The sequence below is a fragment of the Nocardiopsis sp. FIRDI 009 genome (genome assembly GCF_003386285.1).
In the GTDB taxonomy this organism is placed as follows: Bacteria; Actinomycetota; Actinomycetes; order Streptosporangiales; family Streptosporangiaceae; genus Nocardiopsis.
The window spans coordinates 347,060-368,214 of sequence record NZ_QPNC01000015.1 but is presented as its reverse complement, the minus strand read 5'-3'; the positions used below and the strand labels follow the sequence as shown (position 1 = coordinate 368,214).

General features: G+C 71.0%; 22 protein-coding genes and 1 riboswitch. Of the genes, 14 read left to right on the top strand and 8 right to left on the bottom strand.

Annotated elements, in window-relative coordinates:
* Positions 1–23 precede the first annotated feature (23 nt).
* On the bottom strand, positions 24–398 hold the full coding sequence (locus DVR05_RS13640; protein ID WP_116246226.1) for a hypothetical protein: 375 nt from the start codon (positions 396–398) through the stop codon (positions 24–26).
* 243 nt (positions 399–641) lie between these two features.
* Here DVR05_RS13640 and DVR05_RS13635 point away from each other — a divergent pair, with 243 nt between their 5' ends.
* Together DVR05_RS13635 and DVR05_RS13630 are read left to right on the top strand one after the other, a co-directional pair.
* A complete protein-coding gene (locus DVR05_RS13635) occupies positions 642–1,448 on the top strand; it encodes a helix-turn-helix transcriptional regulator (RefSeq protein WP_232832117.1) in 807 nt (268 codons plus the stop codon).
* Positions 1,449–1,463: 15 nt separating this feature from the next.
* Positions 1,464–1,664: a DUF397 domain-containing protein gene (locus DVR05_RS13630; RefSeq protein WP_116246224.1), complete on the top strand. Its 201-nt coding sequence runs from the start codon at positions 1,464–1,466 to the stop codon at positions 1,662–1,664.
* Positions 1,665–1,784: 120 nt separating this feature from the next.
* On the opposite strand, the gene DVR05_RS13625 is transcribed toward DVR05_RS13630, so the two are convergent.
* Positions 1,785–2,924 carry a methyltransferase domain-containing protein gene (locus tag DVR05_RS13625; RefSeq protein ID WP_116246223.1) on the bottom strand — a complete coding sequence of 380 codons (1,140 nt, stop codon included), beginning with the start codon at positions 2,922–2,924 and terminating at the stop codon, positions 1,785–1,787.
* 189 nt (positions 2,925–3,113) lie between these two features.
* Between DVR05_RS13625 and DVR05_RS13620 the strand changes: the two genes are divergently transcribed.
* Together DVR05_RS13620 and DVR05_RS13615 are read left to right on the top strand one after the other, a co-directional pair.
* Positions 3,114–3,560 carry a DUF5753 domain-containing protein gene (locus DVR05_RS13620; RefSeq protein ID WP_255423084.1) on the top strand — a complete coding sequence of 149 codons (447 nt, stop codon included), beginning with the start codon at positions 3,114–3,116 and terminating at the stop codon, positions 3,558–3,560.
* 7 nt (positions 3,561–3,567) lie between these two features.
* Entirely contained in the window at positions 3,568–3,756 is a 189-nt protein-coding gene (locus DVR05_RS13615) for a DUF397 domain-containing protein (RefSeq protein ID WP_116246222.1), read from the top strand.
* Between the two features lie 134 nt (positions 3,757–3,890).
* Here DVR05_RS13615 and DVR05_RS13610 read toward each other — a convergent pair whose 3' ends face one another.
* The 3 genes from DVR05_RS13610 to argJ all read right to left on the bottom strand — a co-directional run bounded on the left by DVR05_RS13610 (position 3,891) and on the right by argJ (position 7,117).
* A complete protein-coding gene (locus DVR05_RS13610) occupies positions 3,891–5,066 on the bottom strand; it encodes a methyltransferase domain-containing protein (RefSeq protein ID WP_232832115.1) in 1,176 nt (391 codons plus the stop codon).
* A 304-nt stretch (positions 5,067–5,370) separates the two neighbouring features.
* The gene (locus DVR05_RS13605) at positions 5,371–5,901 is read right to left on the bottom strand and encodes a GNAT family N-acetyltransferase (RefSeq protein ID WP_116246221.1); all 531 of its coding nucleotides are present in this window, start codon (positions 5,899–5,901) and stop codon (positions 5,371–5,373) included.
* A 58-nt stretch (positions 5,902–5,959) separates the two neighbouring features.
* Positions 5,960–7,117: a bifunctional glutamate N-acetyltransferase/amino-acid acetyltransferase ArgJ gene (argJ, locus tag DVR05_RS13600; RefSeq protein ID WP_116246220.1), complete on the bottom strand. Its 1,158-nt coding sequence runs from the start codon at positions 7,115–7,117 to the stop codon at positions 5,960–5,962.
* Between the two features lie 169 nt (positions 7,118–7,286).
* Between argJ and DVR05_RS13595 the strand changes: the two genes are divergently transcribed.
* On the top strand, positions 7,287–8,321 hold the full coding sequence (locus tag DVR05_RS13595; protein ID WP_116246219.1) for a serine hydrolase: 1,035 nt from the start codon (positions 7,287–7,289) through the stop codon (positions 8,319–8,321).
* Here DVR05_RS13595 and otsB read toward each other — a convergent pair.
* Positions 8,290–9,117, bottom strand: coding sequence for a trehalose-phosphatase (otsB, locus tag DVR05_RS13590; protein ID WP_116246218.1), 828 nt, complete (start codon positions 9,115–9,117; stop codon positions 8,290–8,292). The genes DVR05_RS13595 and otsB overlap by 32 nt on opposite strands.
* Before the next feature lie 198 nt (positions 9,118–9,315).
* Positions 9,316–9,600 carry a DUF3263 domain-containing protein gene (locus tag DVR05_RS13585; RefSeq protein WP_017599306.1) on the bottom strand — a complete coding sequence of 95 codons (285 nt, stop codon included), beginning with the start codon at positions 9,598–9,600 and terminating at the stop codon, positions 9,316–9,318.
* Between the two features lie 229 nt (positions 9,601–9,829).
* Between DVR05_RS13585 and DVR05_RS13580 the strand changes: the two genes are divergently transcribed.
* From DVR05_RS13580 to fabG, 3 genes are all read left to right on the top strand, one after another.
* Positions 9,830–11,122: a S8 family serine peptidase gene (locus DVR05_RS13580; protein WP_232832114.1), complete on the top strand. Its 1,293-nt coding sequence runs from the start codon at positions 9,830–9,832 to the stop codon at positions 11,120–11,122.
* Positions 11,123–11,392: 270 nt separating this feature from the next.
* The gene (locus DVR05_RS13575) at positions 11,393–12,028 is read left to right on the top strand and encodes a GrpB family protein (RefSeq protein ID WP_232832113.1); all 636 of its coding nucleotides are present in this window, start codon (positions 11,393–11,395) and stop codon (positions 12,026–12,028) included.
* Between the two features lie 109 nt (positions 12,029–12,137).
* Positions 12,138–12,899 carry a 3-oxoacyl-ACP reductase FabG gene (gene fabG, locus DVR05_RS13570; RefSeq protein ID WP_116246215.1) on the top strand — a complete coding sequence of 254 codons (762 nt, stop codon included), beginning with the start codon at positions 12,138–12,140 and terminating at the stop codon, positions 12,897–12,899.
* Positions 12,900–12,916: 17 nt separating this feature from the next.
* On the opposite strand, the gene DVR05_RS13565 is transcribed toward fabG, so the two are convergent.
* A complete protein-coding gene (locus DVR05_RS13565) occupies positions 12,917–14,353 on the bottom strand; it encodes a trehalose-6-phosphate synthase (RefSeq protein ID WP_116246214.1) in 1,437 nt (478 codons plus the stop codon).
* Between the two features lie 298 nt (positions 14,354–14,651).
* Positions 14,652–14,794, top strand: a riboswitch (SAM riboswitch).
* 13 nt (positions 14,795–14,807) lie between these two features.
* On the opposite strand from DVR05_RS13565, the gene thrC reads away from it, so the two are divergent.
* The 6 genes from thrC to groL all read left to right on the top strand — a co-directional run bounded on the left by thrC (position 14,808) and on the right by groL (position 21,028).
* Positions 14,808–16,067 (top strand): threonine synthase, encoded by a 1,260-nt coding sequence (gene thrC, locus DVR05_RS13560; protein WP_116246213.1) that lies wholly within the window; start codon positions 14,808–14,810, stop codon positions 16,065–16,067.
* An 88-nt stretch (positions 16,068–16,155) separates the two neighbouring features.
* Positions 16,156–16,434 carry a ubiquitin-like small modifier protein 1 gene (locus DVR05_RS13555; protein ID WP_116246212.1) on the top strand — a complete coding sequence of 93 codons (279 nt, stop codon included), beginning with the start codon at positions 16,156–16,158 and terminating at the stop codon, positions 16,432–16,434.
* A gap of 156 nt (positions 16,435–16,590) precedes the next feature.
* Positions 16,591–17,175, top strand: a complete 585-nt coding sequence (locus DVR05_RS13550) for a PadR family transcriptional regulator (RefSeq protein ID WP_116246211.1) — start codon at positions 16,591–16,593, stop codon at positions 17,173–17,175.
* 154 nt (positions 17,176–17,329) lie between these two features.
* Positions 17,330–18,298, top strand: a complete 969-nt coding sequence (locus DVR05_RS13545) for an ATP-binding cassette domain-containing protein (protein ID WP_116246210.1) — start codon at positions 17,330–17,332, stop codon at positions 18,296–18,298.
* A complete protein-coding gene (locus DVR05_RS13540; protein WP_116246209.1) occupies positions 18,298–19,095 on the top strand; it encodes an ABC transporter permease in 798 nt (265 codons plus the stop codon). The genes DVR05_RS13545 and DVR05_RS13540 overlap by 1 nt, the downstream gene beginning before the upstream one ends.
* A 301-nt stretch (positions 19,096–19,396) precedes the next feature.
* The gene (groL, locus tag DVR05_RS13535; RefSeq protein WP_116246208.1) at positions 19,397–21,028 is read left to right on the top strand and encodes a chaperonin GroEL; all 1,632 of its coding nucleotides are present in this window, start codon (positions 19,397–19,399) and stop codon (positions 21,026–21,028) included.
* Positions 21,029–21,155: the final 127 nt, after the last annotated feature.

The window sequence follows — 21,155 nt, the reverse complement described above, 5'->3', positions numbered from 1 at the left end:
TCGGGGTCGGCGGTTGCGCGGGTTCACGCGCCCACCCCCGCGAGCTCTCGCCAGCTGCGAACGGCGATGGCCAGGTCCTCCAGGTCCACGGGCGGCTCCGGGCGCGCATCGGCGTCGGGGGCGAGGAGGTCACGGCCCCGAGCGGGCTGTTCGGCGTGGTGGCGTTCGACGGCCAGGAGGTACGGGCGCGCCAACGGGGGGTCGTCCACGGGGGCCGGGGCCGCCGAACGCGGAGCCCGGACCGGGGGCGGAACGATCGACTCCTCTTGGAGAACCGGGGGACGGGGCCGGGGGATCGGGTGGCTGTCGTCGTGTGCGGCGGGCCGGAGGTTCGAGCGGGCGTGGCGTCCGCAGGGCGGGGGCCACAGCCTCAGGATCAGGTTTCGCAGGTATCGCATACGCGACTCCTCGATGGATGCCGGATGGGAGGTCCGGCGGGAGTTAGAACACCTCCATCATGTAACGTAAATTTTAGATACTCAAGTCCATGTCTAAAAATCGACGAGAGATCATTTACGTCCGAAAAGTGAACGTTGAGACGGCTGATGACATGCGGAGATAGGATTCAGCGCGTCTGGCGAGGAGGGCAAGTATCAGGTCGTACTGCGGGACCCACCATCAGTAGGAGGCAGCTCTCGGGCGTGCTTCGTCGCCTCCGCCGCGAACAGGGCAAAACCCTGGAGCAGGTGGCCGAACAGGTTGAATGGTCGACCGCGAAGGTCTCCAACTTCGAGACGGGTAGAACCGCGCGCCCCTCGGTGACGGATGTCAGCGCGCTTCTACGCGTCTACGGCGTGCCAGCGGACAGCCCCGAGGACGAGGCGATCCTGACTCTTGTACGTCAGTCGAGACAGAAGAATCGCTGGTCAGGCTTTGGGGACGTCCTCACCGGCGAGTACGCGGCGCTGGAGGAGGAAGCTGCGCGGATCTCCACCTATGAGCCGATCGTCATTCCGGGTCTGGTGCAGACCGACAGCTACGCTCGCCTTCACATGCAGTCCGCGTCCGTGCCCCGCGTCGACGCCGACATCGACCGTGCGGTGGCCGCACGTCGTCATCGACAGGAAATCCTCTCCAGGCCGGACGCTCCCGAGCTCTGGATGATCATCGACGAGAACGCCATCCGCCGCATGCAGGCGGAACCAAAGATGATGCGTGAGCAGATCGAACACCTGCTCGCGGTGTCGCGCGACCTCTCCAATGGAGTCACCCTCCAGGTGATGCCCACGAGTGCGTCATTCCGGTCGGGCCTCGTCGGACCGTTCGTGATCCTGGAGTACGACGATCCCGACGTGGCTCCGTTCGTGTTCCTGGAGACGGACACCGACGGCCTCTACCTGGAACGAGACGAGGAGGTCGACCGGTACCGGCGACTCTTCGAGCAGGCCCAGTCCATCGCCCTGAGCGCCCACGAGTCGGCGGAGCTGTTGCGTGCTCTCACACCCTAGAAAGAAGTGAATCCGATGCGTTTGACTCCCATTCCCGCGGACCTCTCCTTCCGCAAGAGCAGCTACAGCACCCCGCAGAACTGCGTGGAGGTGGCTGACATCCCCGGTGGTGACACGGCTGTTCGCGACTCGCAGAACCCAGACCTCGGCTACTTCGTCGTTCCCGGGGGCGAGTGGGCGGCGCTTCTGGACTCCGTCAAGCGCCACGGCCTGTGAACGGGGGAGGCCCCCGACGCGTTGTCGGCGCCGGGGGCCTCATCTAACTCCCGCGACGAGCCTACAGCGCACCGCCCTCACCGGCCAGCGCCAGAACGATCCCCGGACGAGTTTGGACAGCTACGGGCGCGCCACCTCGTTCTCCGGGGTGTCCAGCCAGACGTGTTGTCCGCCCGGGGCGACCGTGAGCCCGAACCGCGTGTGCGCGGGACTCCCGACTTCCTTCCACCACGAGTAGGCGGTCTCCAGTTCGTCGAACAACCGCCGCGGCCCGTGCTGGCGTACCACGTACGTCATCGGCCCGGGTTCGATCCGCCACGACGCCCATGACCCGGCGTAGGGGTCCATCAGATACACCGTGTACGAACCGCACGCGGGATCGTCATCGTCGAACACCACGACAGAGGTCATCGCGGGCACACGCAGGCCGATGGCGAAGCTGCCGTCGAAGTCACCGACCGATTCGTGGGGGTGCAGGCCGGTGGTCAGCTCATCGAAATCGTGGTCAGGCAGGACTCGGTCCTCGACGGCTCCGTGCGGGGCGCGTTGGGCACGGGTCCACATGAACGCCGCGTCCCCTCCAAAGTTCCCCTGGGCCGTGCTCCCATCGGAGCTGACCCGCAAACGGAGCAGGGCGCCACTGTGGAAGGCCGTGCCGAACGGAGTGAGAACGATTCCGTCCGCGCGTGTCTGTTCGACCCACGTGTAGGGGATGGTCCGCACGGCCGCCGTCGCCATGATCCGATCGAACGGCGCGTTCTTCGGACACCCCTTCTCACCGTCGCCGTTGACGACCTCCACCGGCCAACCAGCACGCTCCAAGGCGGTGGCGGCCCGCTCGGCCAGCACGGCGTCGATCTCGATCGTGGTGACGTTCTCGATCCCGGTCACGGAGGCCAACAGTGCGGCGTTGTAGCCGGTCCCCGTCCCGATCTCCAGTGTGCGCAGACCGGGGGAGAGGTCCGCCGCGTCGAGCATCCGGGCGACGACCGTGGGCATGGAGGCCGTCGACGACACGTACCCGGATCCGGTGCCGTCCCCGTCGTCGAGTTGGACCGCGACCGGGGCGTCGGAGTAGCAGACCTCCAGCCACCGGGCGGGGTCGTCCTCACGCCGGAGGGGGTAGGGACGGTCGTCGGTGCCCCTGACCCAGACGGTGTCGGGGATGAACAGGTGGCGGGGCACCTTCAGAAAGGAGTCCCGCCACGCGGGAGGCATGCCCTCCGCGAGGCGGGACCGGAGGGTCTGGGCGTCGGTCACTTGTCGTCTCGCTCGTGCTTTCCGCCGCCGCTCCCACCGTCGTTGGGGGTGGGCGGAGGTGGTGGTTTGTCCTTCTGCCCGTCCCAGCGGGAGGGGTCATCGTGCTTGCCCACGGGCACCTCCAGGGATTGGGGACACCGTCACGTCAACGGTAACCCTGAGCGTCCTCCGCGTCACAGGAATGGCCGCATGCGGACTGGAGGGCGTGCGAATCCGCCCCGAGGGGTAGGGAGCGAAGGATGTCGGTTCCAGGCCAGGATGTTCCGGAGGTCGATCTTCAACTCCGATCCGCGCCCTACGCTGTGGGCGGTGATCGACGAGGCCGCTCTTCTGCGCATCCCGCCAGAGCTCTCCGGTCAGCTGGAATACCTGATCGAGATGAGCCACCAGCCGAACATCGGGGTTCAGGTTCTACCGTTGAGTCGAGGACTCCACGGTGAAACGGGGCAACTGGTCATCATGGACTTCCAGCCACCAGACCCGACGACGGTCTACCTGGAGGTCATGGCCCAAGAGCTGTACCTGGAGAAGCCGCGCGAGATCACCTACTACCAGCACGTGTACGACCGCCTACAGGCCGCCGCGCTCCCCGTCGAAGAGTCCCGGGAGCTGATCAGTGGACTGCTGGCCCGATAGGAAACCGATGCAGCCTGAGACAAGCCATCTGACCTTCCGCAAGAGCAGTTACAGCGGAGCCCGCACCCAGGACTGCGTGGAGGTCGCCGACCTCCCCGGCGGTGCCGCCGTTCGCGACTCCAAGCACCCCGAGGCCGGGCACATCACCTTCCCGGTCTCTGAGTGGAACGCGTTCCTGGCCGAGGTCACTCGCTAGACCCTGAGAACGCAACGGGCCCCCAGCGCTGGCTGGGGGCCCGTGCTGCTTTACCTGAAAGCAACCCAGGAACACTCTACTGGCCGCCGCTGACGCGGACCAGCGCCCGAACGGTCCTGAACGAGTCCGGGTAGCTACGGGCGCGCTACCTCGTTCTCCGGGGTGTCCAGCCAGACGTGTTGTCCGTCCGGGGTGACCGTGAGTCCGAACCGTTCACGACCAGGGCGGTCCGCGTCCTGCCACCCCCGGAAGGCGTACGCGATCTCCGCGCACAGGTCACGGGGCCCGAACCGGTGGGCCTCGTAGTCATCGGCTTCTGGCCGGTACTCGATGAGCACCCACGACCCGGCCCGGTCGTAGAAGTACACCGACGCCTCACCACTGCCGTCCGTGGCGTGGAAACGGGTGAAGCTCAGGTTCGGCACCAGTGCACCGATGGTCAGGGCCAGGCCGCCCGCCGGGTCCGCGTCGCAGACCGGCATCGGATCCAGCCCGGTTCGGAACTCCTCGACCTCGTCGGCGGCCTCGTCCACGTGGTCCCACAGCTCGCCGAGGGCGACCCGTTGGCCACGCAACCACATGAACGGCGCGTCGCCCACGAAGCGTCCGCGCGCGGTTCCATCGTCATCGACGACCAGGCGAGCCAGCGCGGTGGTCGCGAACCCGGTGGCCCACGGCGTGACGATGACACCGCCGGGCCGGGTTTGGTCGATCCACGTCGACGGGATGTCCTGGGCGGCCACCGTCGCCAGTACCCGGTCGAACGGCGCCCGGTCGGGAACACCGTCGGCACCGTCACCCACGACCAGGTGGGGCTTGTACCCGGCCGACTCCAGGTTCGAGCGCGCCTGTTCGGCCAGGGCCGGGTCGATCTCGATCGAGGTGACGGTGTCCGATCCGAGTCGCTCGCACAGCAGCGCGCAGTTGTACCCGGTGGCGGTGCCGATCTCCAGCACGCTCACACCGTCCGTCACGCCGAGCGCGTGGAGCATCCGGGCGACGAGGGAGGGCTGGGAGGCCGAGGATGTGGCCCGGTCCCCACGGCCGTCAGGGAAGGCGGGGGTACCGTCGTCGACCTGGGTGATGACGGAGACGTCGTCGTAGGCCCACCGAACCCAGTCCGGGTGGGAACGGCCGACAGCGACGAGACGGCCGTCCCCGGTCGCGGTGTCCTCGCCCCATACGGTGTCCGGGAGGAAGGCGTGCCGGGGCACCCTGAGCATGGCGTCACGCCATGCCGGGTCGGTCAGGACGCCCCGTGGGGCGAGCTGGTCGACGAGCGCGGCCCGCCGACCGGTGAAGTCGTCCACTACTTTCCCTGCTTCTCGCCGCCGCCACCGTGTGGTGAGGGGTACTGGGAATCGTTGTCCTTGGGGTCGCCGCGCTGGTCCTGGGGCTTGTCCGGGTCGCTGTGCTTTCCCATCACGGGCTCCTCGGTTCGGGGGACGTCCACGATGAATGTAACCGGGTGAGATCGGACTGTCACAGATATGGCCGCATGCGGACTGGAGGGGTGTGAGTCCGCCCCGAGGGGTAGGGGACGAAGGATGTCGGTGCAGGTCCTGGCCGGTGCCGATCAGGTCCGTCACCGGGGTCCGCATGCCCCGGGCTCCGTCAGCCCCGGGCGATGCGGTAGAGCACGTTCGGCCGCAGGGGACCCTCGGGCGCGGCGGGGTCGTCGAAGTCGTCGGCCGGGTCCCGGGTCATGCCGATCCGGCGCATGACCGCTTGTGAACGGAGGTTGGCGGCCGTGGTCACGGCGAGGATCTCGGGGAGCGCGAGCGTGCCGAACCCGTGGGCCAGGCACGCCCGCGCGGCCTCGGTCGCGTAGCCCCGGCCCCAGGCCGGGCGGGCGAGCCGCCAGCCGATCTCCACCCCCGTGAACGGCATGTGGTCCTCCACCTCGTCCAGACCGGTGAAACCGGCGAACTCGCCCGTGGCCCGCACCTCCAGTGCCCACCACCCCCAGCCGCGCCGGTCGAGGTCCGCCTGGAACCGCGCCACGGACGCGTCGCTCTGTTCGCGGGTGAGCGGGTCACCCAGGTGCCTCCGGACCTCGGGGTCGGCGTTCATCGCCGCCCACGGTTCGAGGTCGGACTCCCGCCACGGGCGAAGGACGAGGCGGTCGGTGCGCAGTTCGGTCATACGGCTCAGCCAACCCGGGCCCGGGCCCCGGGGTAATCGCTTTTCCCCCGGCCCCGGATCAGGTGGTGTAGTCGGCGTTGATCCGGATGTAGCCCTCGGTCAGATCGCATCCGTACACGGTGAAGGCGCCCTCGGAGATCCCCAGGTCCACGGAGATCACCACCTCGTCGCCCTTCATGTGCTCGGCGGCGCGGGCCAGGACCTCGTCGGTGGCCTCGGTCGGGAACATCTCCACGTCGCCGAAGAGGATCCGCACACGGTCCGGCTCGACGTCGTCCTCGGACTCGCACTTGCCGATCGCCATCGCCACCCGGCCCCAGTTCGGGTCCGCGCCGTGGACGGCCGTCTTCACCAGCGGCGAGTTCACCACCGCCTTGCCGACCCGCCTGGCCTGGGCGTCGTCGCGCGCACCGGTCACGCGCACCTCGATCAGTTTGCTGGCGCCCTCGCCGTCGGAGGCGATCATCCGCACCAGCTCGAGCGCCACCCCGTACAGCGCCTCCTCGAACTCCGCCGCGTCCACCGGACCGGCGAGCCCGTTGGCGAAGATCGCCGCCGAGTCGCTGGTGGAGGTGTCCGTGTCGATGCTCAGGGCGTTGAACGTGCGGTCCACGACCCGCCGGAACACCGCGTCCAGCACCGGCTGGTCGAGGTCGGCGTCGGTGAAGAACCAGGCCAGCATGGTCGCCATGTTCGGCTCGATCATGCCGACGCCCTTGGCGATACCGGTCACCGTGGCCGCGCCCACCCGGGCCGAGGCCGTCTTGGGGCGGGTGTCGGTGGTCATCATCGCCGACGCCGCGCGGTCCAGGTCGGCCGGGGGGAACTCGGCGGGCAGCGTGTCCAGGTACGCCCGGACCTTGTCCATCGGGTACGGCTTGCCGATCACCCCGGTGGAGGCGATGAGGATCTCCTCGGGCTCCACCCCCGCCGCGCGCGCCACGCGCTCGCGCACCTCGCGGGCGTTGGCCTCGCCCGTCATGGTGGCCACGTTGGCGTTGCGCGCGATGACCGTGACGCCGCGCGCGCGCCCGTCCGCGGCCGCCTGACGGCTGAGCACCACGCTCGACCCGGCGAACCGGGACCTGGTGAACACGGCCGACACGTGTGCGGGGACCTCCGACACCACGGCGAAGAAGTCGTCCTTGGGGTCCTTGATCCCGATGTTGCCCGCGACGCCACGGAATCCGGCGGGTACGGGGGTCTGGCTGCTCATCGTCCTCCTCCGAGCTCGATGGGCGACACCTTACTTCCTGCCTGACCAGGGGGCATTACGGGCGTGCCCCGCGGGGGTTTCGTACCGTGCGTGACCAGGACGGGTGTGACAACGAGTGGGTGACGGGGTATCCGCCGAGAGGGGTGACCACCACGGGGGGAGGCGTGTCGTGCGTGACGGTGACTGGCTCACGGAGACCGGGGGGCGGATCCGCGGAGTCCTGAAGGTGATGGTGGACGCCGGGTGGCTACCGGGCGGCACAGCGGTCGTCGGGACCGGTGGGATGTGGGAGTTCGTCGCGGTCGGGAGGGTGGACGGGGAGACCGAGACCGCCCCGGACGTGTTCTACGACGTCGCGAGCCTGACCAAGGTCACGGCCACCTGGCCGCTCGTGGGCCGGGCGGTCGCCGAGGGGGCGCTCGACCTCGACGCGCCGATGTCCGAATACCTGCCCGCCGAGGGACTTCCGGGCGCCGACGTCACCGTCCGCGAGATCCTCACCCACACGAGCGGCCTCAACCCGGTGACCTGGCTGGAACGCTACGTCGGCACCGAACAGGACCTGGCCGAGGCGATCCTGGCCGACCCGCTGGAGGGCCGAGGCCACCACCGCTACGTCGACCGCGGGTTCATCCTGCTCGGGATGCTCCTGGAACGCCGCTACGGCGTCCGACTGGACCGGTTGGCCGGCGACCTGTGGGACGAGTTGGGGATGCGCTCCACGGCCTTCGGACCGCTGGCGCGCTCGCCCTCGGTGGCGCCGACCGAACGCCGCCTGGTCGGCGCCGCCCCCGCGTGGGGGGTGGTCCACGACGAGGCGGCGGCGCTCATGGGCGGGGTGGCGGGGCACGCAGGGGTGTTCACCACCGCGATCGACCTGGGCGCCTTCGCCCGCGAGCTGCTTCGGATCGGTGAGGGCTGTGGCGGGCCGGTCCCGTCGTCGTACGTGTGCGAGAGCTGGCAACCGCACGTGGAGGCGGGTCACCGGCTCTGGCGGGGGCTGGGCTGGCTGGTCACCCCGGAGGGGGTCGTCTACCACAACGGCTACACGGGGGCCAGCCTGTTCATGCACCCCGCCAGCGGCCGCTACGTCGGCGTGCTCACCAACGCCGTGCACTTCGGCCGGGAACGGACGGGGCTGGGGGAGCTGCGCGCGTCGGCACGGGCGGCACTCACGCCCCAGGCCCACGGATCGACGCCGTGAGGTCGGCGACGAGGTCGCTCAGTCCGGCGGGTCCGGCGACGACGAGGTCCGCGGCCTCGGCCACGGCGGTGACCTCCTCGGAGGAGGAGCACACGGTCAGCCCGGCCACACCCTCGGCGCGCAGGTCGGCCACGGCGTCGAAGGCGGGCAGATCGCCGAGGTCGTCGCCCGCGTAGAGGACCGCGCGCGCCTTCGTCGACCGGACGAGGTCGGTCAGCGCCGCGCCCTTGTCCACACCCTGTGGACGGAGCTCGATCACCATCCGCCCCGGCTCCACCCGCAGCTCCGCCCGCTCGGCCAGGGCCGACAGCGGTCGGGTCAGCAGGGCGAGCGCCCCGTCGGGGTCGGCGGTGCGGCGGGTGTGCACGGCCAGGGAGCGGCCCTTGTCCTCGATCCACGTGCCCTCCGGCGCTCCGACGCGGTCGATCAGACCGGGGAGTTCGCGCCGTACCAGCTCCACCCCGGGCGGCGGATCGGCGGCCAGGACGCGCCCGTCGGTCCAGCGCTCGGCCCCGTAGTGGCCGAGGACGGTGATACCGGGCACCCGGTCGAGCCCGCCCAGGCGGACGGCGGTGGCGGCGGGGCGGCCGGTGACCACGGCGACGGCGCCGACGAGTCCGGCCAGGTCGGCGAGGCGGTCCACGACGCCGGGGAAGGGGGCGGAGGTGCGCGGGTCGTCGACGATGGGGGCGAGGGTCCCGTCGAAGTCGAAGGCGGCCAGGGCCTCGGCGGGCTCGGCGAGGAGGGAGTCGAGCGCGGCGCGTCCGGCGTCCGTGCTCGGTCGGGGCAGGGACATGCGCGTGCCTTTCGGGTCGCGGCGGTCGGGGCCGTCCGGGCGGTCAGACTACCCGGACGCCCGCGGGGCGGGTATCCCCTTCCGGAGGGGCGGAGCCGCGGGGGTGGCCCGTGCGGCCCGCCCGGGTCCCCTGCTCGGCCGGGGAGGGGCCACCCGCGGCGGAGGGTGGGCCGGGGTGGCCGGGGGTCGGGGGCGGGATCAGAGCCGGATTCCGAGTTGGCGTGCGTTGCGTTGGCGCCGTCTGTCGGCACGCAGCCGACGCAGGCGTTTGACGGTCATCGGGTCGAAGGCGAGTGCCTCGGGCCGCTCCACCAGCCCGTTGAGCAGTTGGTAGTAGCGGGTCGCGGAGAACCCGAACTCGTCACGGATCGCCTGTTCCTTGGAGCCCTCGAACTTCCACCACTGGCGTTCGAAGGCGAGGATGCGTTGTTCGCGTTCGGCGAGGGCCGACTGACCGTCCTCGGTTGGACCGATATTCGGCATAGGACACCCCCTGGACGGGAAATTGGATGGTCCGGATCGGCGCGACTCATGCTAGCGACTCGACATGCCGGATGAGGCGTGCGGACGTGAGGACTGGCACGGGGGATACAGTTGCGTTTCCTCACCGTCTGGCCACTTGTACACGCCGGAATCCTGTGCTCGTGACAGAATTGCGGTGGTCCGGGGGAGGGCCGTGACACGCCGACCGCAACGTTCGAGGGAGCCCGTCGTGCTCGGGGGCAACAACCGTAACAGGACACGCAAACGTCGCTTCGGAGCCGCCGGATGCGCGGTCGCCACCGTGATCGGTCTCACGGCCACCCCGGCGGCGGCCGACGGCCTTCCCGACCTCCGTCCCGAGCAGTGGGGGCTGGTGTCGATCGGCGCCCAGGAGGAGTGGGAGATCACCCGAGGCCAGGGCGCCACCGTGGCGCTGCCCGGCGTCCCCGTCCCGGAGGACCACCCCGACCTCGTGGACAACGTCCGCGTCGACACCGAGTTCGGCGCCAACGAGGGCGATCTGGCCGAGGGCACCGCCCTGGCGGTCCTGGTCGCCAGCCACGGGCACGGACGCGACGCCGAGGGCGGCGTGCTCGGGGTGGCCCCGGAGGCCGAGCTGCTGGTCCTGCCCACCGACGACGCCCTCCCGGACGCGGTCCGCCGCGCGGCCGACGAGGGCGCCCAGGTCATCCTGCTGCCCGAGGTCGCGGCCGACGGAGCGGTGGACGGAGCGGTGGACGGGGCCGCCGGGACCACCGGGACAGCGGGGGCCACCGGTGTGACCGGAACCGCGGCCGTCGGCGCGACGACCGCGGCCGGCGGCACCGGGGAGATCGGCGCGGTGGACGCCCCCGACGACGGCCTGCGCGCCGCGACCCGTGCTGCGGTCGACTCCGGCGCCCTGGTCGTGGGCCCGGCCGGAGGCGACGACCCCAACGTCCTCTCCGTCGCCGGGGTCGACGAGAACGGCGTCCTGATCCCCGGCAGCCCCGCGCCGGACACCGTCGAACTCACCGCCCCCGGCGCCGACCTGGAGGTCGCCGACCCGGAGGGCGGCGAGGCCCAGGTGACCGGGACCCCCTACGCCGCCGCGATGGCGGCCGGGGCCGCGGCACTGCTGCGCGCGGAGTACCCGCGACTGAGCGTCGAGCAGATCCGCCAGGCGCTCGTGGAGGGCTCCCAGGAGGGCCCGGACGGGCTGCCCACGCTCCACCTGCCCACCGCCCACGCCCAGGCCGCCGAGAGCGCCCGGGGCGTTCCGCTGGAGGACCTGGCCGACCGTGCCGACCAGGGGCCGCGCGTCCCGCTGTGGGCCTGGTTCGTCAGCGTGGGCGCGGTGCTGGTCCTGGGCGTCCTCCTGGCCGTGGTGTGGGTGCGGCGCTCGACCGCCGATCCCTACGGTGTGCGCGAGGAGCGCCGCGAGGAGGAAGAGGGGATCGCCGCCGAACGCGGCAGGGCGGCCGAGGAGGAGCCGCCGTCGCGTCGGAGGGGCGGTCGGCGCCGCAAGCCGCGCGGGAGGTGAGCCGCGCGGGAGGTGCCCCGGCCCTGGCCACCGCGCGGATCCGCGCCGCCCCCTCGTTCCCCGCCTCCCGGAGCGTGGTCCCCACACCCCGTCGGAGCGCGGTCCCGCCGGTCCTCACGCCGGACGTACACCGGGGCGAAGCCGCGCCGACCTCCACGCCGTCGCCTGTCGTGACTGGTAACACACCTTGTGTGGTCATGTGCGCGCGTGCATATGTAAGCACGCTCGGCCGCCTTGACGCGGGCGGGCGAGGAGAGAAGGCTTTGTAGAATGTCACCCCTCGAAGCGTCACCGTTGCCCTCACGGGGCGGGTCGGTGGCCGGGATCCGTCCCGAGCACCGCAACCTCGTCAGCGGGCGTGTGCACCTGTCCCAGTACGATCCCAAGTGGCCCTACCTGTTCAGGCGTGAGTCCGACCGGGTCCACGCGGCGCTCGGCGACCGCGTCCTGCTCTTCGAACACGTCGGCTCCACCGCTGTCCCCGGGCTCGCCGCCAAGCCCTGCGTCGACCTCCTGCTCGTGGTCGCCGACTCCGCGGACGAACCCGCCTACCTCCCCGACCTGGAGGCCGCCGGGTACAGCCTCGTCATCCGCGAGCCCCACTGGTACGAGCACCGGGTGCTCAAGGGCCGCGACGTCAACCTCAACCTGCACGTCTTCACCGAGGGCTGCGTCGAGATCGAGCGGATGCGCGCCTTCCGCGACCGCCTGATCGCCGACGCCGACGCCCGTGCGCGCTACGAGGCGCACAAACGCGAACTGGCCGAACGCCGCTGGGACCGCATCCAGGACTACGCGGAGGCCAAGTCCGAGGTGATCGAGGAGATCCTCGCCCGGACCGGTGCGCCTGGCCCCGACGCCGACCACGGAGGCGGCGGCGAGCACGCGGAGCCGGTCGAGCCCTGATCGCCGGGCCGGGTCCCGATCGCGCGGAAATGTGCGGAAGACCACCCCACGACCGTTCCATCCGTGCTTCTCTGGTCACCGTGTGTGCGGAACGTGAGAGGTGGCGTGGATGAGGTCGGTTCTGGTGACCGGTGGGACCAGGGGCATCGGCCTGGGCATCGCCCGGGGGTTCGCGGAGGCGGGGGACCGGGTCGTGGTCTGCGGTCGCGACGAGGCGCGGGCACGCGAGGCGGCGCGCGGACTGCCGGGAGCGGCGGAGTGGGTCGTCGGTGACGTGTCCAGGGCCGACGACTGCGCACGCGTCGTGGCGGAGGCCGTGCGGCGCACCGGAGGTCTGGACGTGCTCTGCGCCAACGCCGGGGTCTTCCCCTCGTCCCCGCTGACGTCGATGAGCCAGGACGAACTCGACGAGGTCATCGACACCAACCTCAAGGGCACCGTGCTGACCGTGCGGGCGGCGGTGGAGCCGCTGGCGGCCTCGGGCCGGGGCCGGGTGGTGATCACCTCGTCCATCACCGGACCGCTGACCGGGTACGCGGGCTGGTCCCACTACGGCGCCACCAAGGCCGCCCAGCTGGGGTTCATGCGCAGCGCGGCCCTGGAACTGGCGCCGCGCGGCATCACGGTCAACGCCGTGCTGCCGGGCAACGTGCGCACCGAGGGTCTGGCGGAGCTGGGGGAGGACTACCTGGAGCGGATGCGCTCGGCGATCCCGCTCGGCCGCATCGGCGAGGTCGACGACATCGCCTCGGCCTGCCTGTTCCTGTCCGGCCCCGGCGCCTCCTTCATCACCGGTCAGACCCTGGTGGTCGACGGCGGCCAGGTGCTGCCCGCGGACGGCTGGGCCTTCGAGCCCCGGGTGCCGGGCTGAGAGCCCGGCACCGCGCCTCAGCCCAGGGAACGCAGCTGCTCCTGGAACCACCGCCGCGGCGGCAGCGCCACGGCGGCCTCCCGGAGCCGCTCGCGCCGTGCCCGACGCTCGTCCGCGCCCATCGACAGCGCCCGGTGCAGGGCCTCCGCCGTCTCCACGGTGTCGTACGGGTTGACCAGCAGCGCGTCGCGGCCCAGCTCGTCCGCCGCGCCCGCCTCACGCGACAGCACCAGCACCGAGTCCCGCTCCGACAGCACCGGCCCCTCCTTGGCGACCAGGTTCATGCCGTCCCGGACCGGGTTGACCAGCAGCACGTCGGCCATCTGGAAGGACGCCAGCGAACGCGGGTAGTCGTCGTTGACCTCCAACACCAGCGGCGCCCACTCGGCCGTGCCGAACTCCTCGTTGATCTCCTTGGCCACGCGCAGCACCGCGTCGGTGTACTCCTGGTACTCGGGCACGTCCCCCCGGCTCGGGTAGGCGAACGCCAGGTGCGTGACCCGACCCCGCCACTCCGGGTGCGCGGTCAGCAGTTCCCGGTACGCCTCCAGGCCGCGCACGATGTTCTTGGACAGCTCCGTCCGGTCCACCCGCACGATCAGCCGGGTGTCGCCGACGACCTCTCCCAGCGTCTCCCGGCGTTCCGCGACGCGGGGGTCCGCCGCGCTCGCGCGCAGCCCCTCCTCGTCCGCGCCCAGGGCGTACACGCCCACCTCGACCACCCGTCCGCCGTGCTCGACCGTGCGCTTGGCCGGGTCCACGTCGGCGTGCAGGATCTCCGCGCAGCACCGCAGGAACGCGTCGGCCCAGCGCGGGCTGTGGAAGCCCAGGCGGTCGGCGCCGAGCATGCCCTCCAGCAGTTCGCGGGCGACCTGGTCGGGCAGCGTCCGGAAGTACTCCGGCGGGGCCCACGGGGTGTGCGAGAAGTGCGCGATCCGCAGGTCGGGGCGGCGGGCGCGCAGGATGCGCGGCACCAGCGCCAGGTGGTAGTCCTGCACGGCCACCCGCGCGTTGTCGGCGGCCCCTGCCACCAGCGCCTCGGCGAACGCGTTGTTGTAGGCGGTGTAGTCCTCCCACCGCCGCCGGAACCCGGAGCCGAAGGACGGCTTGTTCGGGGTGTCGTACAGCATGTGCTGGATGAACCACAGGGTCGAGTTGGCGATCCCGGTGTAGGCGCCCGCGAAGGTCTCCTCCGGGATGTCCAGCATGTGGACGCGCATGCCGTCCAGGTCGTGCGTCCGGTCCAGACGGGCGCCGGGCGCCTCGGCGGCGGCGCGGCGGTCGGAGGGCGACAGGGCGGCGCACACCCAGAGCCCGTCGATCTCGGAGGCCACCGAGATCATCCCCGACACGAGTCCGCCGCCGCCCCGGCGGTACTCCAGGGAACCGTCGTCGGCGGTCGAGAAGGACACGGGTCCCCGGTTGGAGGCGATGAGGATCTGTGCCTTGTCCACGTGCTCGTCCTCTCGGTGGCGCGGAAGGGTCTGCCGCCCGGTGAGCGGGGGGTGGTGCGGGGCGGGGTGTTCCCTGGAGTCTTCGCCTGCGGGCCGGGGCTCCAAACCCGCGGGGGGCCGATGCGGGCGCGTGTCACACCGCCGGAACCGGGCGCGTGCGCACGGACGTCCTCGGAGCTGGGGCGTCTCACCATGCGAGCGGGTTCGTGTAATCCAGGTCACCACATGTGGAAAGCCGGTCGACGCGTCCGTTACAGTGACCATGCGGATCCGACAGGATCGGCGCACAATTTCATATTGCTCATCCAGAGGGGTGGAGGGACCGGCCCTGCGAAGCCCCGGCAACCATCTCAGCATGCGATACTCGCGCTCCTCGCGAGGCGGCTGAGGCAGGTGCCAACTCCGGCCTGGGGTCAAGGTGGCCACCAGGAAAGATGAGGGGAGACGCCTCGCTATGGCGATGACCGCCACAGAACCCACCTCCGTCCGCTCCTTCGGTCCCGCGACCGCGCTGTCCTGTCGCGAGTGCGGCGAGCGCTACGACCTCACCCCCCGGTTCGCCTGCGAATTCTGTTTCGGCCCCCTGGAGGTCGCCTACGACTTCGGGACCGTCACCCGCGCCGACATCGAGAGCGGCCCGAACAACATCTGGCGCTACCGCTCCCTCCTGCCGGTGCCGACCAACGTCGCCGAACTCCCGAACATGAACCCCGGCCTGACCCCCCTGGTCCGCGCCGACCGCCTCGCCGCCGAGCTGGGCCTGGACTCCCTCCACGTCAAGGACGACTCGGGCAACCCGACGCACTCCTTCAAGGACCGGGTGGTCGCCATCGCCGTCGAGGCCGCCCGCACCTTCGGCTTCACCACCCTGTCCTGCTCCTCCACCGGCAACCTCGCCGGTGCCGTGGGCGCCGCCGCGGCCCGCGCCGGGTTCGAGTCCTGCGTGTTCATCCCCGCGGGCCTGGAGGAGGGCAAGGTCGTCATGGCGGCCGTCTACGGCGGCAAGGTCGTGGCCATCGACGGCAACTACGACGACGTCAACCGCTTCTGCTCCGAGCTCATCGGAGACCCGGCCGGCGAGGGCTGGGGCTTCGTCAACGTGAACCTGCGCCCCTACTACGGCGAGGGCTCCAAGACGCTGGCCTACGAGATCGCCGAGCAGCTCGGCTGGCGCCTGCCCGAGCAGATCGTCATCCCGATCGCCTCCGGTTCCCAGCTGACCAAGATCGACAAGGGCTTCCAGGAGCTGATCAAGCTCGGCCTGGTCCAGGACCGCCCGTACAGGATCTTCGGCGCCCAGGCGACCGGCTGCTCTCCGGTCGCGAAGGCGTGGGAGGCGGGCCACGACGTCATCCAGCCGGTCAAGCCCGACACCATCGCCAAGTCGCTGGCCATCGGCAACCCGGCCGACGGGCCCTACGTCCTGGACGTCGCCAAGCGCACCGGCGGGTCCGTGGAGCATGTGAGCGACGCCGAGGTGGTCGACTCCATCAACCTGCTCGCCCGCACCGAGGGCATCTTCGCCGAGACGGCGGGCGGCGTCACCACCGGTGTCCTGCGCAAGCTCGTGCGCGAGGGCCGACTCGACCCGAAGGCCGAGACCGTCGTGCTCAACACCGGTGACGGACTCAAGACCCTGGGCGCCGTGGACGCGGGCGTGACCGCCACGATCGCCCCCTCCCTGGCCGCGTTCGCCGAGGCGGGCCTGCTGTAACGGCAGCCGCGGCCACCCCGACGACCTCGCGGGGTCCGGTGACCGTTCCCGGACCCCGCACCCCACCCGACGAAGGAAGAACACCGACATGAGCGCCAGCGTCCGCGTGCCCACCATCCTGCGCACCTACACCGACGACGCCTCCGAGGTGACCGCCGAGGGCACGACCCTCGCCGAGGTCATCGACGACCTGGAGGCCAACTACCCGGGCATCCGGGCCCGGATCCTCGACGACGCGGGCAAGGTCCGCCGCTTCGTCAACGTGTACGTGGGCGACGAGGACGTGCGGTTCGAGAAGGGCCTGCAGACCGAGGTGGCCGACGGCTCCCAGATCTCGATCATCCCGGCGGTCGCCGGGGGCTGCTGAGCCGCCACCGCGCGACCGCGGCGGTCCCGAACGGGGCGGCCCCGTCCCCTCACCCCCCGGGAGGACGGCGCCGCCCCGTTCGACGTCTCCGGGGCCGGACGGCCTTCCCACCGCCCCTCGTAGGCTGGGGCCCATCGAGCTTGGACGAGGGTGGCGATGTCGGCGACACGGTTGTTGGTCCTGGGTGTGGTGCGGATCCACGGGCACGCGCACGGGTACCGGGTGGGGCGCGAACTGCTCTCCTGGAACGCCGGTGAGTGGGCGAACGTCAAGTGGGGTTCGATCTACCACGCGTTGCGCAAGCTCGGCCGGGAGGGGAAGCTGCGCGAGTTCGTCGCCGAGGGCGACGACGTGGTCGACCGCACCTCCTACGCGTTGACCGACGACGGCGAGGCCGAGTTCCACCGGCTGCTGCGCGCGGCGTTGGGCCACTCCGGCCACGACCTCGCCCTGCTCTACGCGGGGGTCACGTTGATGACCGCGTTGCCCAGGGCCGAGGCGATCGCGATGCTGGAGCGGCGCCTGGCCGGGCTGGAGGAGGTCGGCGCCCAGGTGCGCGCGGGACTGGGACGAGAAGGCGCCGGTCCGCCGCACGTGGCGGAGCTGTTCGGGCTCTGGCGGACGACGGTCGACGCCCATGCCGGGTGGACCCGCCAGCTCATCGACGCCCTGCGGGAGGGCCGCTACACGATGGCCGATGACGCCTCCGACGCCTTCGGTCTCCCACCGGTCGGGCGCTGAGCGCCTCACCCGCCGGACTTCGGGCGTCGGCCCCCTGAACCTTCCGGACACGCCGCGGCGCCGCCCCGGAGACCGGCGCCGAAAAACCTGTTGAATCCCCGTCACGGGTGCGCCACACTCATCCCGCAATTCAAGTTTTAATACTGGAGCGAGGATGATCCGCACACGGCAGCTCACCCGGACCTTCCGGTCCGGCAAACGGACGGTCGAGGCCGTCCGGGGCGTCGACATCGACGTCGGGGAGGGCGAGTTCGTCGCCCTCCTCGGGCCCAACGGGGCGGGCAAGTCCACCACCCTGCGCATGCTCACCACCTTGCTCGCCCCCACCTCGGGCACCGCCGAGGTGGCCGGGCGCGACGTGCGCGCCGAGCCCGCCGAGGTGCGGCGCCGGATCGGGTTCGTCGGCCAGGGGCACGGCGCCGGGGACGACCAGCGCGCCCGGGACGAGCTGTACACCCAGGGCCTGCTGTACGGACTCGACCGGCGCACCGCCCGCCGCCGCACCGGTGAACTGCTCGACCTGCTGGAGCTCGACGGCGTGGCCGACCGCGTGGTCACCGCGCTCTCCGGAGGCCAGCGCCGCCGACTCGACATCGCGATGGGGCTGATCCACCGCCCCGGACTGCTGTTCCTCGACGAGCCGTCCACCGGGCTCGACCCCCACAGCCGCGCCAACCTGTGGGAGCACGTGACCCGCCTGCGCGAGGGGTTCGGCACCACCGTCGTGGTGACCACCCACTACCTGGAGGAGGCGGACGGCGTGGCCGAGCGGGTCCTGGTCATCGACCACGGCCGGGTCATCGCCGACGGCACCGCCGACGAGCTCAAGGGCCGGGTGTCCGGGGACCTGATCACGTTCACCACCGAGGACGAGGACACCGCCCGACTGGGGGCCAAGGTCGTGGAACCGCTGCCGTCGGCCGGTGCGGCGGAGGTCGTGGAGGGGGCGGGCCGCGACCATCAGGTCCGCGTCCGGGTGGAGCGCGGTGACGCCGCCCTGCCGGGGCTGCTCCGCTCGCTCGACGAGGCGGGTGTCACTCCGCTCACCGTGAGCGTGAGCCGACCGACGTTGGACGACGTCTTCCTGACCCTGACCGGACGCAGCCTGAGAGAGGGAGAGTGATGACCGCACGGACGAGGGCGGAGCCGCCGTCGGAGGCCACGACGAGGGGGACGATGGTGCGCGACACCTGGACCGTCTTCCAGCGGCAGGGACGGCCGGTGCTGCGGAGACCCGCGTTGATCCTGTTCGGCATGTTGCAGCCGGTGCTCTACCTGGCGCTGTTCTCGCCCCTGCTGGAAGGGCTCGGCGGCCCCACGGGGGAGGACGCCCGGCAGTGGTTCGTACCGGGGCTCCTGGTGATGCTCGCGCTGTTCGCCGGCGGGTTCGCGGGGTTCGGTCTCCTGCCCGAGATGGCCTCGGGCGCGCACGAGCGGCTACTGGCCTCGCCGGCGAGCCGGGTGGCGCTGCTGCTCGGACGGGTGCTCGCGGACGTGGTCATGGTGGTCGCGCAGACGCTGCTCATCCTGGTGCTGGTGGTCGCGTTCGGGTTCCGGGTCGCGCCACAGGACGCCGTCGTGGGCCTGGCGCTCCTGGCCGTCCTCGGCGTCGGGCTGTCCACCCTGTCGTACCTGGCGGCGCTGGCGGCCAGGCGGACCTACGTCTTCGCGCCGGTGGTCCAGGGAGCGCTGATGCCGCTGATGCTGCTGTCGGGGGTGCTGCTGCCGATGGACCTGGCACCGGGGTGGCTGTACGCGCTGTCGCGGCTGAACCCGATCGCCTACGTGGTGGACGCCGAGCGCGCCCTGTTCGCGGGCGAGTGGGGGCAGGCCGTGGCTCTCGGCTGGGCCGTGGCGCTCGGCCTGGCGGTCGCGGCGCTCGCCGTCGGAGCCAACGCCGTGCACCGGTCGGCCCGCTGACCTGGGGCGGGGGCCGAGGGCGTGTCCACCCAGGGCGAAATCCGCGCGTAGTGTCGGATCGGCGCAGGTAAACCCTGGTGAGAGGGCTGGGGAAATCGTGACCACATCGTTTGCACTCTCCAGGGGCGAGTGCTAAAAAGGGACCTGGTTAGCACTCGCCTTTCCGGAGTGCTAACCAGGATCGAGGCTGCGAGATCGCGGTTCCCGGCAGCGGGGTTGTCGGGGTGACCGCGGTCGTCCGTCGCGGGCGCACGCCTCGTCCCATCGCGTATCAGCCCGGTCACGGGAGGACAAGAACTCAATGGCAGCCAAACTGATCGCGTTCGACGAGGACGCCCGTCGCGGTCTTGAGCGCGGCATGAACCAGCTCGCCGACGCCGTCAAGGTCACGCTCGGCCCCAAGGGCCGCAACGTGGTTCTGGAGAAGAAGTGGGGCGCCCCCACCATCACCAACGACGGCGTCTCCATCGCCAAGGAGATCGAGCTCGAGGACCCGTGGGAGAAGATCGGGGCCGAGCTGGTCAAGGAGGTCGCCAAGAAGACCGACGACGTCGCGGGTGACGGCACCACCACCGCCACCGTGCTCGCCCAGGCTCTCGTCCGCGAGGGTCTGCGCAACGTCGCCGCCGGCGCCAACCCGGTTGGTCTCAAGCGCGGCATCGAGTCCGCCGTGGCTCGCATCAACGAGGAGCTCGGCAAGCTCTCCAAGGACGTCGAGACCAAGGAGCAGATCGCCTCCACCGCCTCGATCTCGGCCGGTGACGCCCAGATCGGTGAGACCATCGCCGAGGCGATGGACAAGGTCGGCAAGGAAGGCGTCATCACCGTCGAGGAGGGGCAGACCTTCGGGCTGGAGCTGGAGCTCGCCGAGGGTATGCGCTTCGACAAGGGCTACATCTCGCCCTACTTCGCCACCGACCTTGAGCGCATGGAGACGGTCCTCGAGGACCCCTACATCCTCATCGTCAACTCCAAGATCTCGAACAACAACGAGTTCCTTCCCGTCGTGGAGAAGGTCCTCCAGGCCGGCCGTCCGCTGATGGTCATCGCCGAGGACGTCGAGCAGGGCGCGCTCCAGACCCTGGTCGTCAACAAGATCCGCGGCACCTTCAAGTCCGTCGCCGTCAAGGCCCCGGGCTTCGGTGACCGCCGCAAGGCCCAGCTCGGCGACATCGCCGTGCTGACCGGCGGCCAGGTCATCACCGAGGAGGTCGGCCTCAAGCTGGAGAACACCGAGCTCGACATGCTCGGCCGTGCCCGCAAGGTCGTCGTCACCAAGGACGAGACCACCATCGTGGACGGCGCCGGTGACGCCACCGCGATCGCCGGTCGCGTCAACGAGATCCGCAACGAGATCGAGCGCACCGACTCCGACTACGACCGCGAGAAGCTCCAGGAGCGTCTCGCCCGCCTGGCCGGCGGCGTGGCCGTCATCAAGGCCGGTGCCGCCACCGAGGTGGAGCTCAAGGAGCGCAAGCACCGCATCGAGGACGCCGTCCGCAACGCCAAGGCCGCGGTCGAGGAGGGCATCCTGCCCGGCGGTGGTGTCGCCCTGCTCCAGGCCAGCGTCCCGGCCTTCGAGAAGCTCGACCTGGACGGCGACGAGGCCATCGGCGCCGACATCGTCCGCCGCGCCATCGCCGAGCCGCTGAAGCAGATCGCCGTCAACGCCGGTCTCGAGGGCGGCGTCGTGGCGGACAAGGTCAAGAACCTGGAGCCCGGGTTCGGCCTCAACGCCGCCACCGGTGAGTACACCGACCTGTTCAAGGACGGCGTCATCGACCCGACCAAGGTGACCCGTTCCGCTCTGCAGAACGCCGCCTCCATCGCTGGTCTGTTCCTGACCACCGAGGCCGTCATCGCCGAGAAGCCGGAGAAGGCCGCGGCTCCCGCCGCCGACCCGACCGGTGGCATGGGCGGCATGGACTTCTAGGCTCCGCCTGGAGTCCGAGGTCCGGATACGCGACCTCGCCCGCGACGACCGGGTGGCCCCTCACGGGGCCGCCCGGTTTCGCTGTTCTCCGGGCGTTTTCGGGGGTAGCCGCGCCGGACGGGACGCT